Source organism: Pseudoalteromonas sp. 120-MNA-CIBAN-0494 (assembly GCF_040308885.1).
In the GTDB taxonomy this organism is placed as follows: domain Bacteria; phylum Pseudomonadota; class Gammaproteobacteria; order Enterobacterales; family Alteromonadaceae; genus Pseudoalteromonas; species Pseudoalteromonas nigrifaciens.
On the sequence record NZ_JBEOOE010000019.1, the window covers coordinates 48,802 to 61,959 of the forward strand.

Annotated in this window: 9 protein-coding genes and 1 tRNA gene; 1 reads left to right on the forward strand and 9 read right to left on the reverse strand. The window is 37.9% G+C overall.

Features of this window, described 5'->3' with window-relative positions; translation table 11 throughout:
- Window position 1: 1 nt before the first annotated feature.
- The 8 genes from gmd to AAEY55_RS12205 all read right to left on the reverse strand — a co-directional run bounded on the left by gmd (window position 2) and on the right by AAEY55_RS12205 (window position 10,724).
- On the reverse strand, window positions 2-1,135 hold the full coding sequence (gmd, locus tag AAEY55_RS12170; RefSeq protein ID WP_350551537.1) for a GDP-mannose 4,6-dehydratase: 1,134 nt from the start codon (window positions 1,133-1,135) through the stop codon (window positions 2-4).
- 59 nt (window positions 1,136-1,194) lie between these two features.
- A complete protein-coding gene (locus tag AAEY55_RS12175) occupies window positions 1,195-2,640 on the reverse strand; it encodes a phosphomannomutase (RefSeq protein ID WP_350551540.1) in 1,446 nt (481 codons plus the stop codon).
- A 34-nt stretch (window positions 2,641-2,674) separates the two neighbouring features.
- Window positions 2,675-4,087, reverse strand: coding sequence for a mannose-1-phosphate guanylyltransferase/mannose-6-phosphate isomerase (locus AAEY55_RS12180; protein WP_350551543.1), 1,413 nt, complete (start codon window positions 4,085-4,087; stop codon window positions 2,675-2,677).
- A 53-nt stretch (window positions 4,088-4,140) separates the two neighbouring features.
- Window positions 4,141-4,614: a GDP-mannose mannosyl hydrolase gene (locus AAEY55_RS12185; RefSeq protein WP_350551546.1), complete on the reverse strand. Its 474-nt coding sequence runs from the start codon at window positions 4,612-4,614 to the stop codon at window positions 4,141-4,143.
- A gap of 574 nt (window positions 4,615-5,188) precedes the next feature.
- Window positions 5,189-6,163, reverse strand: coding sequence for a Wzz/FepE/Etk N-terminal domain-containing protein (locus AAEY55_RS12190; protein ID WP_350551549.1), 975 nt, complete (start codon window positions 6,161-6,163; stop codon window positions 5,189-5,191).
- A gap of 252 nt (window positions 6,164-6,415) precedes the next feature.
- Window positions 6,416-8,968: an SLBB domain-containing protein gene (locus tag AAEY55_RS12195; protein ID WP_089367704.1), complete on the reverse strand. Its 2,553-nt coding sequence runs from the start codon at window positions 8,966-8,968 to the stop codon at window positions 6,416-6,418.
- A 122-nt stretch (window positions 8,969-9,090) separates the two neighbouring features.
- Window positions 9,091-9,873 carry a YdiY family protein gene (locus AAEY55_RS12200; protein WP_089367703.1) on the reverse strand — a complete coding sequence of 261 codons (783 nt, stop codon included), beginning with the start codon at window positions 9,871-9,873 and terminating at the stop codon, window positions 9,091-9,093.
- Between the two features lie 32 nt (window positions 9,874-9,905).
- Window positions 9,906-10,724 carry a mechanosensitive ion channel family protein gene (locus AAEY55_RS12205; protein ID WP_011327107.1) on the reverse strand — a complete coding sequence of 273 codons (819 nt, stop codon included), beginning with the start codon at window positions 10,722-10,724 and terminating at the stop codon, window positions 9,906-9,908.
- Window positions 10,725-10,986: 262 nt separating this feature from the next.
- On the opposite strand from AAEY55_RS12205, the gene AAEY55_RS12210 reads away from it, so the two are divergent.
- Window positions 10,987-11,062: transfer RNA gene (locus AAEY55_RS12210), tRNA-His, on the forward strand.
- 276 nt (window positions 11,063-11,338) lie between these two features.
- Here AAEY55_RS12210 and AAEY55_RS12215 read toward each other — a convergent pair.
- Window positions 11,339-12,880 (reverse strand): PAS domain-containing methyl-accepting chemotaxis protein, encoded by a 1,542-nt coding sequence (locus AAEY55_RS12215; protein ID WP_350551554.1) that lies wholly within the window; start codon window positions 12,878-12,880, stop codon window positions 11,339-11,341.
- Window positions 12,881-13,158: the final 278 nt, after the last annotated feature.

Sequence of the window (13,158 nt, forward strand, 5' to 3'; positions counted from 1 at the left end):
TTTAACCTTGATTCTCTATTGATATTGCCACATTGTGCCCATGAGCTTTTAATAATGCATGCTGTTTTGCTTTACTTAGATCATGCTGTACCATTTCTGCGCACATTTCTTCAACTGTTATTTGTGGTACCCAACCTAATTTTTCTTTCGCTTTTGAAGGGTCGCCTAATAATGTTTCAACTTCCGCGGGGCGGAAATAACGAGGGTCAACTCGAACAATAATATCACCAACAGTTAATGCTTTTGCATTATTACCAATGATAGCTTTTACAGTAGCAATTTCATCAACACCTTCGCCGCTGAATTCAAGTTCAATACCAGCTTCTTGAGCTGATAGTTTTACAAATTCACGTACGCTGATTTGTTTACCTGTTGCAATTACAAAATCATCAGCAACGTCTTGTTGTAACATCATCCATTGCATGCGCACGTAGTCTTTTGCATGTCCCCAATCACGCAAAGCATCCATATTACCAAGGTATAAACAACTCTCTAAGCCTTGTGCAATATTCGCAATGCCACGGGTGATTTTACGTGTAACAAAAGTTTCACCACGGCGCGGTGATTCATGATTAAACAAAATCCCATTACACGCATACATACCATACGATTCACGATAGTTTACGACAATCCAATAGGCATACATTTTTGCCACTGCGTAAGGTGAGCGTGGGTGAAATGGAGTTGTTTCTTTTTGCGGGATCTCTTGCACTTCACCATATAACTCAGAAGTTGATGCTTGATAAAACTTAGTTTTTTTCTCAAGCCCTAAAAATCGAATAGCTTCAAGTAAACGCAAGGTTCCCATTGCATCAACATCGGCTGTGTATTCAGGGCACTCAAACGATACTGCAACATGCGACTGAGCACCTAAGTTATATACTTCATCTGGTTGCACATCTTTAATAATACGCGTTAAGTTAGATGAATCAGTTAAATCACCGTAATGTAAAAAAAACTTTTGATTTTTTTCATGGTTATCTTGATAAATATGATCGACACGCTCAGTATTTAACGATGACGCACGACGTTTTATACCATGTACCTCGTAGCCTTTCTCTAACAATAGCTCCGCAAGATATGAACCATCTTGGCCTGTAACACCTGTGATTAATGCAACTTTTTTATCTGCCATTTTTTAATTCCTTTACTTAAATTTTGGAGACTATTTTTAATAATATCCAAACTTAATAGTTACGTATTTAAATTCGTATCAAGATTTATAATTTTGCTTAATGTGGTAACAACAATTTTATTTGCTGTTGAAAAGTTATTTGCCTCGCCATAACAGCGTAACTCTGGTGCATTACCTGAAGGGCGCAAATGAATAATATTTCCATCTTCAAACGTAATTCTTAATCCATCGGTTTCATCGATACTATTGATCTCAGTATCGATTAAACCGAGTTTAGTCATAAGCTCTCCTGGAGCTTTTTTGCCTATGGAAATAAGTGCTTGGCTCTTTTCGGTAGCGAAGTTTTGGAGCCGGTCGCTATAAGTAAAACGTTCGGGAAGTGCTTTTACTAATTCTGAAATATTAGCATCACCAGCAGCAAGTAAAAGCATGATTGCAGGCAAAACAGCATCTCGGGTCGGTAATGATTTTAATAATTTACCATTAAACTGGACGTCACTTCCTAATAAAAAACCGCCATTAGCCTCAAAACCAGCAACAGTACTAAACTGTTCCTTTAGTTGAGAGAATTCTGCAATCACGTATGGCGAACCAATTTGGGTCCTTTCCACGTGCTTAAATTTTTGACTAATTTCAATCGCAGTATTACAACTTATCGGTACCGATAGTGCTTCAACACTTAATGCATCTGCACTTAATAAACCTAAGACATCGCCCCGTAACCAATTTCCATTTTCATCTGATACTAGTGGCCGATCACCATCCCCGTCCGTTGAAAAAACCATATCTAAGTTATACTTTTTGGTCCAAGCTATTGCTTTAAGTGTGTCATCTTCAGAGACAGCTTCTGTATCTATCGGTACAAATTTATCACTTCGTTCTAATCGAAAGACATTAGCACCTAGCGCTTCAAATATTCTATAGTAGAGATCACGACCGGCACTAGAGTGTTCATAAATTCCTATACACTTACCTGTAAGCCATGGTGTAGTAAATAAAGATGTGTAACGCTTAATATACTCCTCTGTGGCTCGGTTACTTGCGGTTAGTTCAACAAGGTCTGTAAGTTCGAAAAACTCAACTTGTTCAGTAATAATAGCCTGTTCATCAGTTTTACTAATTTCGCCATCAGGGCGATAAAATTTAAGCCCGTTACGGTCAAACGGAATATGGCTTCCCGTTACCATTATTGCAGGTATATTATCTTGCATTGCTTTATATGCTAAAGCTGGTGTTGGTATGACTCCATAATATACAACATTAATATTAAGCTGTTGAAGCGCTGATGTGCATGCTTGTGCCATTGAAGAACTACTAGGACGGTTATCTATTGCAAGTGCCACCGTATTAAAGCTAAAGCTTTGTTGCATGCTTTTAATAAACGCAACACTAAATGCAGCACAAACATTAGTTGTAAATTGAGTCACTAACCCTCTTGCACCACTAGTACCAAAAGTCACACCGCTTTGCGCTAAAACTTCTGAGCTTACTAATTTTTTATTCATTATAATCCATACTAATTAAAACTGACTCGGCCTATTATACTCGACCGTAACGGTCCTCAAAACGTACAATATCATCTTCACCTAAGTAGCTACCCGTTTGAACTTCTATCATTTCAAGCGGTATTTTACCTGGATTTTCGAGTGCATGTATTGTACCTAAAGGAATGTAAGTAGACTCGTCTTCAGTTACTAAAATAGTTTTATCGCCATTTAATACACTAGCAGTACCCGACACTACAATCCAATGCTCAGAACGATGGTGATGCTTTTGAATCGACAGTTTTTCACCCGGCTTAACCGTAATGCGTTTTACCTGATCTCGTTTACCAAAATCAATTGAGTCATACTTACCCCAAGGGCGATAAACTTCTCGATGTATCTTATGCTCTGTGCGACCTGCACCTTTTAATTTTTTTACAATCGTTTTAACATTTTGCACTTGGTCTTTATTTGCTACTAAAATAGCATCTTTGGTTTCAATAATAACTAAATTATCAACTCCGACTGTAGACACGAGTTTATTTTCGGCGTATATGTAGTTATTGCTTGAATCAACTGCAATTACATCACCTTTAATGACATTTTGATTTTTATCTTTAGCAGATACTTCCCATAAAGCTGAAAAAGAACCAACGTCACTCCAGCCTGCATCCATTGGAACCACAACAACATTTTGGCTTTTTTCCATTACAGCATAATCAACAGAGTCATCGGGGCAAGTTTCAAAGATTGCTTTATTTACGCGTATAAACTCTAAATCTTGCTCTGGCACCGCAATTGCTTGCTTACATATTTCTAATATTTCAGGTGAAAACTTAGCTAACTCTTCAAGGTAACGGCTGGCTTTAAACAAAAACATGCCACTATTCCAATAGTAATTACCACTCGATAAATACTTTTGTGCGGTTGCTAGGTTTGGTTTTTCTACAAATTCACTCACCGTAAACGCATTACCACTTTGTTCACCCGACCTTATATAGCCGTAACCAGTTTCAGGGGCTGTGGGTACTATTCCAAAGGTAACTAGTTGGTTACTTTCTGCAAAAGGTAATGCGTTTTGTACAGCGCTCTCAAAAGCAGTTATATTTTGAATAACATGATCTGCCGCAAGTACTAATAATATAGGCTCCTCCCCTTCGGCTGCATTATTTACAGCTTGTAAAGCAGCTAATGCTATTGCGGGTGCTGTATTACGCCCTACAGGCTCTAAAATAATGCCGCTATGTGCAAAGCCACCAATTCGCATTTGCTCTGCCGCGATAAAACGGTGTTCTTCATTACAGATTAAAACAGGTGCTGTATGCTCTAAACCCGATAAACGCGCAACTGTTTGCTGTAACATTGACTGCTCACCCGTTACTGTTAAGAACTGCTTTGGGTATAGCTCGCGCGAAAGGGGCCATAACCGAGAACCAGTACCGCCTGCCATTATAATAGGAGTGATCATAAAAATATTTTCTAACCTTTAATTTGTAATTTTAAGTGAACTTTAAGCATTAATTACTTAAACATCTTATCGGCTTGTGTATCACTCTGAAAGTACCACTTTGTATGCTCATGTACTTTCTCATTCAATAAAAGTTCATCTTGTGTAAACCATTCGTAATCTGAATGCTGCTCTTCCGGCAGTGATGATAACTTACCATTGAAACAAACCTCATAAGCGAGTACAACATAATGAGTAGTAAAAGTATCACCAAGAAAGTTATCATCATAAAAGTGCTGATATACACCTTTAAAGTTGGAGTTGACTTTTCCCTTTAAACCTAACTCATTTTCAATTAATCGTTTAAATGCTACATCAAGAGGCTCATCTTTCAATACTCTTCCGCCAGGAACAAACCAGTTTCCTTGAGCGGGTCTGTTGTTTCTTTTTCCTAACAACACTTCTCCAGTAGTATTCTTTAGAATTATATCGATTGAAACTAAGGGCGTTGATCTTATTACAACTTCAAAAACATCTTGTGGGAGCATATAACTAATTAAACCTGCCTATTATCATTTCTGATTAAGATCATATAACTTCAATTAATGTTCTTAAATCGTTTATTATATAAAGTCTTATTGAATTGCAGCTTTCTACAGTTTCACTTAACCCAATTCTCACAGAATTAAAATAGCTATTATGAAAATCAGTCAGCATTACGTAAATATTTCTGTTAAGAAATCACATTAAAAATTTGAGTTTTTATTTATTAGCCTTAGGACTGATTTAATGCATAAACTTTACAAATTTAATAGCTTATTAGGCAACCTATATAGGGTGTAACTGTGGCGGTAGGGGGCTTAACTCTATTCTTTATTCTCTACTAATTAATTTTAGTTCCATAGGTAACTTAAAAAACCATCATAAACTGGCCAAATGCGCTTTTTACAACTTACCACTAAATTGCATTTTTGCAATTTAGTATCTCAGTGATATTACAACCCACTGAGACACTTTTTTCCATTTTGAGACAGTCAATTTAGACTATCTACTTGTAATTGCTTGTTTTTGTACTTTTATTTAAAAGTACCCAATAGGCCCTCAAAAACTAGACGTTTAAACCTAGTCTTTATCTTTGGCTACATAGTGTCTGATCAATACTATCATTACACTTAGCATTCCACCTAAAAGTACACCTAGTACACAGATTAATGCGCGCTTAGGTTTAAACTTTTCTTCTGGCACTAATGCCGCATCAATCGTTTTAAATACATATTCGTCGCGTACTTTAGCAAACATAATTGTTTTAGTTTGCTCTTCAACTAATTTGTAAAGTACCGCACGTATATCAGCAATTTTAGTTTGCTCTAGCTGCTGAGTTAAAAAGTCAGTGCTTTTTACTGCCTCTAAAACATCTCGTTCTTTCATGCTTTTATTTATATCTTCAATCAGCCAGCTAACCCATTGCTGAGCAACACTAGGAGATACATGCTCTACCGACACGGTAACCATACCGCTTTCTTTATCAGTACTTGCACTTATTATTTTGCTAAAAACCTTAAAGGCTTCTTGCATAGATGGCTCTGGCTTAAAAGGCGCTTCAACTTCACGTAGCCATTTATTATTTTGAGCATCGTACATTTCGCTATTATATACAACAGTATTCGTTTGCATATCCCACGTTTTAGCAGCCATTAAGTCTGGTAAGATATTATGCTTTTGAATAAAGTCGCTGGTAAACTGGCGTGATTTTAATACCTCAATAGCTAACTGTGCTTTATTGCTTGAGCCACCACCAAGATTAACACCCGCCAAGCTGGCTAAACCACCAAACTGCCCAGCTAAGCCCGCCAAACCACCAGAACCTTCTTGCTCTGCAGGCGCTAACAATGCTTCTGACTTATAGATATTAGGCTGGTTAATTGCATAAACAACTGATGCAACTGCGAACAGTGCTGTAATTGCTATTATTAGCCATTTTCCTTGCCAAATTACAGCAAACAGCTCACGTAAATCGATTTCGTCGTCAGCGATGTTATTGTTATGGCTTTGCACGTATTCGTTATTCTCTTTTATATTTGCTTGGTTATTGTTCATATAAATCTCGGTTGATAGCTAAAGCTATTTATTAGTCTTGCAGCCAGGCTTGCGGTCCGGTTCGTCGCAGAGGTGTCTTGCTTCAACTTGGAAGTAAAACCATTTACTTTCAAGTCATTCAGGCACGCTTCCGCCCCTAGGTTGCAGTTCCTACGTACTGATTTAATTGCTAATTTTTGTTTTTACTATTTTGTACATGTTAACTAAAACCAAAGGATTACTTTGGTTTTAGTTTTTAATTTATTACTTTACTTAAAGGCTACCGATTGCAGCTACTGCTACACCTAATTGATACAGTATTTGTGTTGCGGTGCTCCACAGCGTTAGCTTATCCATGTGCCCTGTGTCCATAGGTACTACTATGGTGTCGCCTGCTTCTAGTTGCTCTGAGTTATTAACTGCAAACCAACTACCCGTATTAGGTATTTTTACCGAGCCATTGGCTTTAATTATATAAATACGGTCGTCATCGGCACGCTCTTTAAGGCCTCCACTTAGCTTAAGGTAGTCGTCTACGCTTATACCCGCCTTATATAAGTGAGTAGTTGCATAATTAACCTCTCCCACTACGCTGATAGAGTCGCGCTTACTAGGCACGTAAAGTGTATCACCATCTTGTAGCACTAAGTTTTGCTGATTATTTACAATTAAAGGCAGGTCGATAACTAAGCGCCCAACTGCTTCTACATCGGCTAGGTCGTTTAGTAGTTTGTTCATTTCGTCGTACGAAAGCGTGCTGCTGTTTATAGAGTCTTGAAAGCTTTTAGATGCCACATCGCGGCGTAATTCGTTAGTCAAACGTGCTAACTGCTGTTGCTCTTGCTGCTTAACTGACTGGCGAATAAATACCGCTGCCTTTTGCTCAGCAAAATCTGAAAAACCACCTGCGCGCTCTAACAAATTAGTTAATGTTTCGCCACGGCGAATTGTGTAAGTTCCCGGGAATAATAGCTCCCCCTTTAAGGTTACTTTTACGTTTTCTTGCCAGTTTGGAATTGCAAAAATATTCAGGCTGTCTTTACTTTGTAAAGCAATACGGTTTTGTTCATTACCATTTACTACTTGATCAAAGTCTATTTTTATATGCTCTACTTTTGAAGCATCACCATCAACCATACGGGTAATTTCGGCTTGTTTGGTATAAGCCGATTCAAGTAAGCCACCCGCTGCCGTCACAAGGTCAGCAACTTCGCCACCTATCGTTAATGGGTAAACACCTGGGTAAGTAACACTGCCGTTAACTTCTACTAGCTGAATAGCTTGCTCGGTCGATGCTTGGCGTTTAAGCTTTTTAATGATTGGCGCTAATAAATTGTTACGGCTATAAGGTGTATAACTTGCTGCACTTAATTGGTTACTATTTTCACCTTGTGTTGCAGCTTGCTCAATTGATGTATCTTTTTTAGTACCTGAGCCAGTTGCCGCTAACGTTAACTTTTCATCTTGTTTTTCTTCAAACTCACTAAATACAAGTATTTTGTCGTTGGCGTTTAAGGCTAGGTCGTTTTCGCTATTTTTAATAATAGCTAAAGCTACATCAAACTGATGCACTTCTATGTCACCATTTATGTTTATTTCGCGTACTAATAAGCCATAGCTTAAATCAGCTTGGGGAAGTAGATCGCCACGTACCGACTTTAGAACATCGGAAATACGTTTACCTTGGTGCCATTGATAGCTACCAGGGCGTACTACGGCACCGACTAAATTAACTGAATTTTTATATTGTGAGCTTATGGTATTAAAGCGTACGCGGTCGCCGTCTTGGGGAATATAGTTTATGCTATTAGCAGAAAAGTCTACGGTAAGTACTTCTTTACGATTGTTGTTAAAACGCTCTACCACTGCATTTTTTGTATAGGCACCTGGTTTTAAGCCGCCAGCCATAGCTAGTAATTCTTTCGCCGTTTCGCCTTTTTTAAGTTCGAATATAGCTGGGCGTTTCACTAAGCCTTCTACTTTTACTTGTGCACCAACTGAAGGTACAAATACGGCGTCACCGGGCTTTAAAGTTATATCGTTACTGCTATCACCATGAATAAGTAAGTCGTACAAATCAAAATTAGCAACTACTTTACCCGCACGCTTTACTTGAATGTTACGCAATGAAGCAATATCAGATACACCACCACTTACAAATAATGCATGCGACACAGTAGTTAAAGACGATACATTATAACTACCAGGCTTGTATGCTTCGCCAAGTACTAAAATACGCATGCTGCGTAACTGACCAAGCGACACAAATACTTTAACGCCAATAATTTCTTGTTCTACTTTAACTTTTATTAATTCTTTAACCTCAGCGAAGGTTAAACCTGCAACTTGTACTGGGCTTAAGTTAGGGATGCTAATGCGCCCTTCGCGATCAACGATCACTTCAAATCTATCGCTTTCTTTACCATAAAAGTTAATTAGTAGCTGATCGCCACGCCCTACTAAGTAGGTGTCGGGCACTGCTGCGGTTTCGCTAGGCATAAATGTAGTCGGTTCACCGGCAAAAAGTTCATAACCAAATGGCTTAACTGTATTAGGGTTTTGTTTTGCTGGTTCTGCTTTTGCTGCTTGCTCTTGTTGTACTAAACGAGGACCGATTGTGGGTTCTTCAACTTGAGGTTGATTACTTGATTGGCTTGACCCAGTTATTACCGATAGGTCAACACCGTACTGCTTTGCCAATGCCTGCTGCTGAGACTTTGGTAGTTTTTTAAATTGCTCTATTTGCGACGCACTCGGGGTGAATGCTAATGCACTAAAGCTACATATTAATACTAAAGCACTAAATAAGTGTTTAAAAAGGCTCACGAGTAGGTATTTCCCTAGGTCTACAACAAGAATTGCTGTGTATTGTACATTACTATTGAACAAATAAAAAAGGGACTTTTGCCCCTTTAGTCATTTAAATGTCATTAACTTGGTATTATTGGTTAAAAACTGTAAACCAGTGTTAGCGAGGTCTCTGTATCGGTGCTTTCTTTGTCATCAGCAACATCTGAGTTGTTAATAATATTGTAAGCAACCTTCATTTGTAATGAACCATTTATTTTAGCAAGTAGTGCAGTTTCTGAGCGTGTTTTGGTGTTGGTGTCACCATACTCTACTGTTACTAATTGCGTAAAACGAGCGTTATCAGAAATCTTCCAGTTGTAATCTAATTTACCTAAGGCAATAATTTCGCCTTCGTATTCACCAGCAAGTGAATTACCATTTTCGTCAACTTCTGTGCTTACATCTGGATACTTAAAGTACTTATAACCAGGACCAATTTCGGCACTTAACCACATGGTTTTTTCGTTTAATAAACGTAAACCATAACCAGCAGAAACTACCGACTCACTTCTATAGGCACCAAAATAGTCTGAAACGTGTGAACCATAAATGAATAGGTGCGAGTGTTTTTCATTTAATTTGTAATTGCCTTGTGCAGAAATAGCGTATTTTTCGTTAGTACGCTGTTTGTCTTTTGTACCATCGTCGTTTTCTACTTCGTCTTCTTTATAAATACCGTCGATTTTGTACTCATTATTCCAACGTTCTAGATGATGCAATACCTTAATACCACCTTTAAGTGTGGTGGTTTCGGTGTTACCGCTGGTAATAATAGCGCCTAGCTCACTGGTAACTTCCCAGGTTTTTTGCTCAGCGTCGTCTGCAAATGCGTTAGTTGCTGCTGTTGCTGCAACTAAAATTGATAAAAGCTTTAGTTTCATTTAAAAATAACCTTTGTATAGCTGTAAGTAAATTAATCTTGTTTGCGTAAATGTACATCCATCTGAGGAGCTGGAATATTGATCCCTTGCTCATCAAATATAATTTTAATTTCTTCGAGTAAACTCCAGTACGTAGGCCAATAATCGGCTGACTCAACCCACGGGCGAACTATAAAGTTTACGCTTGATTCAGCAAGCTCAGATACTGATACGTTATAAGCCGGATCTTTTAAAATGCGTGACTCGCTATCGAGTATTGATTTAAGCACTTCTTTCGCTTTGCGTAAATCGGCATCGTAATCTACACGAATTACTAAATCTATACGGCGTGTTGACTCTCGTGAGTAATTAACGATTGCATCTGACATGATTTTTGAATTTGGCATTATGATAACTTTGTTATCTGGGGTGCGCAGCTCTGTTGAAAATATTTCGATTTTTTTAATAGTGCCGGCTTTATTACCTGCCTCTACGTAGTCACCCGATTTAAAAGGGCGTAGTAAAATAATCAGCACGCCTGATGCAAAGTTAGAAAGCGAGCCTTGTAGTGCTAAACCTACAGCTAAACCAGCAGCACCTAAAATAGCAATAAATGAGGTTGTTTCGATCCCTATTTGCGACAGCGCCATTAAAACGGTCGCCATAAATACTATGGCAAATACAATACTAGAAACAAATGAGCCTACTGCTTTGTCTACTTTCTTTTTGTCGAATGCTTTTTCGGTTAAGTTTGCACAAAATTTTGCAATTCGCCCACCTAATAAAAAGATAACCAGCGCTATTACCGCTTGTATTCCATAGTGTAAGATTAGGCCTGAGTTTTCATTAAGCCAATTGAGTACCGATTCCATTTTGTGGTCCCTGAAAGTCGTTCATCTGATTTTATCGGCAAATTATATATTATTTACATTTTAGATTCACTACATAATGGGTTTGCATAAATAAGTTTTAATCCAGTTACTTATTAAAACATTAGTTAACTTGACTGCTTTTCGTGCAAAACACACACTAAACATGCTATTTCGCTCTTTTTTTAATTTTTTTCACTTTTTTGCTTCACAACTTTTAATACTTTATGTATTATGCGCCTCACACCAACCAAGGTGTGTTGTGGCGGTTGTAGCTCAGTTGGTAGAGCCCCGGATTGTGATTCCGGTTGTCGCGGGTTCAAGCCCCGTCAATCGCCCCAATTTTTCTTTCCTCAAGAAAAATCAAAAATCAAAAATCAAAAATCAAAAATCAAAAAAGTATTAATCCTTTAAGTTGTTTATCCAGTTTTTATATTTTTAAAACCCACATTAAATAAGCTTAAAATACCTAGCTTGTAGTAGTAGTAGATTTACCTTACGCTTTTTTGATTTTTAACAAGCGCGGCATAAAGCCCCGCCTACGGGTAATTTAAACACCGATTTTGGTTTAATCTCTGCCTAAAACCTAATGCCTGAAACCTGCTCTTACCCGCCCTTTAATCTACTTTGAAAGATAGCCCTAATGATGCAAGCATTTTTGAGCGTTTATCAATAGAATCTGATTCGACTTCTACTAATTGTGCTTGAGTTAGGTTTTCGCTTGAGGTTTCACTAATATTGTAAATGTTACGGCTAATCTCTTGCGATACCATACTTTGTTCTTCGGCAGCTGTAGATATTTGGCTCGTGAGATCTGAAATATCACTAATAGAAAGATGCACCTGAGAAACAACGTCTTGTGTTTGGCGTGTTTCTTTAACACAGTCTTCGGCAGCGTTTTTTCCAACTTCCATCGTTTTAGACCAGCTTAATAACGTTGACTGCATTTCTGCTATAGATGTTTGTATTTGCTCAGTGGCAGAGTGGGTTCTGCTTGATAACGCGCGAACTTCATCTGCAACGACAGAAAAACCTCTACCATGCTCTCCAGCACGCGCTGCCTCTATGGCTGCGTTTAACGCAAGTAAATTAGTTTGATCTGCAATACCTTGAATTTCTTGCATGATATCGCCAATTTTACCTGCCTCTTTGGCTAATTCTGTTGCTGAATTAGCTGAATTATCTACCTCATTTGCGAGTAAAGAAACTTTATCCATAGTTTGCGACATAGCCTGCGTAGCTGCTTCACAATTTGAATGCGCTTGATTTACTTTCTGGGTAGTTATAACAGTACTTTTGGCAACGTTATCAATTGAGTTAACCATTTGCTCAACCGCTGACGAAACCTGATGTAGCTCTGCAGCTTCTTTTTCAACCCCCAATTTAGATTTTTGAGCAACGGCTTTGAGTGAGTTGGCACCCTTTTCTAAACTCAATGTTCCATCGATGATCCGCCCTACTATTGTAGTGACTTTTCCTTCGAGTAATTTAATTTGAAAATCAGCAAAACTAAATATATTACTGCCCGAAAACACATGGCGAGAGATACTGTCTGACTCAGTTTTTCTTTTTTTAAGGTATCGCTGTGATAAAACGAGTTGATCATAATAAATAACAAATGGCAGAGGAATAAACAGCAAAATAAACCACAGTGAATAACTAGCTAACCAAGCAAAAAGTGCACTAAAGCATAAATATAGAGGGAGTTTGAGTGCCGACAGATTATGAGTAAATGTATTTATAGACTTGCCACTATTAATACGCTTATACAGATTTTCTGCGCTGTTTAAGTACTCAGGTAATAGTCGGCGCCTAACAGATTGATAGCCTATTTTTTTTCCATTTTCATAAATTGGCGTTACAAATGCGTCAACCCAGTAGTATTGACCATTTTTACATCTGTTTTTAATTGCACCTCGCCAAGCAATATCATTTTTTAAATTAGACCATAAATCGGCAAACGCAGCTTTGGGCATATCTGGGTGGCGCACCATACTATGGTTATTACCTACTAGCTCGTCTAATGTATACCCAGCAACTTTACAAAAATTATCATTTGCGTAAGTTATGACTCCTTGTAAATCTGTAGTAGAGAGTAGTTCTTCATCAATACCAAAAGTAACTTCCTGGTCGACTATAGCTTGTTTTTGCTGACTCATTTGAATGATATTCCCTTAGGGTGATATATCGCTGAAGGATAATTTATAAATGTAAAAGGCGCAAATGTAATGCTTTTTTATTTGTTTTATTTTTTTAAATAGTAAAAAAGTTGATTATATTGAGTGTATTTTTAGTTACAAATAACTATTGTTAAAAGAGTAGTTTGTTTTTTGAGTAATGTGAGGGAAGCAGGGAAGAAGTTGTGAACTACCCATCGACGCCACTCCGTGTCGATCAATGGGCTTCTACAGCCTTGACTTAGAGACTAGGCTGCTTC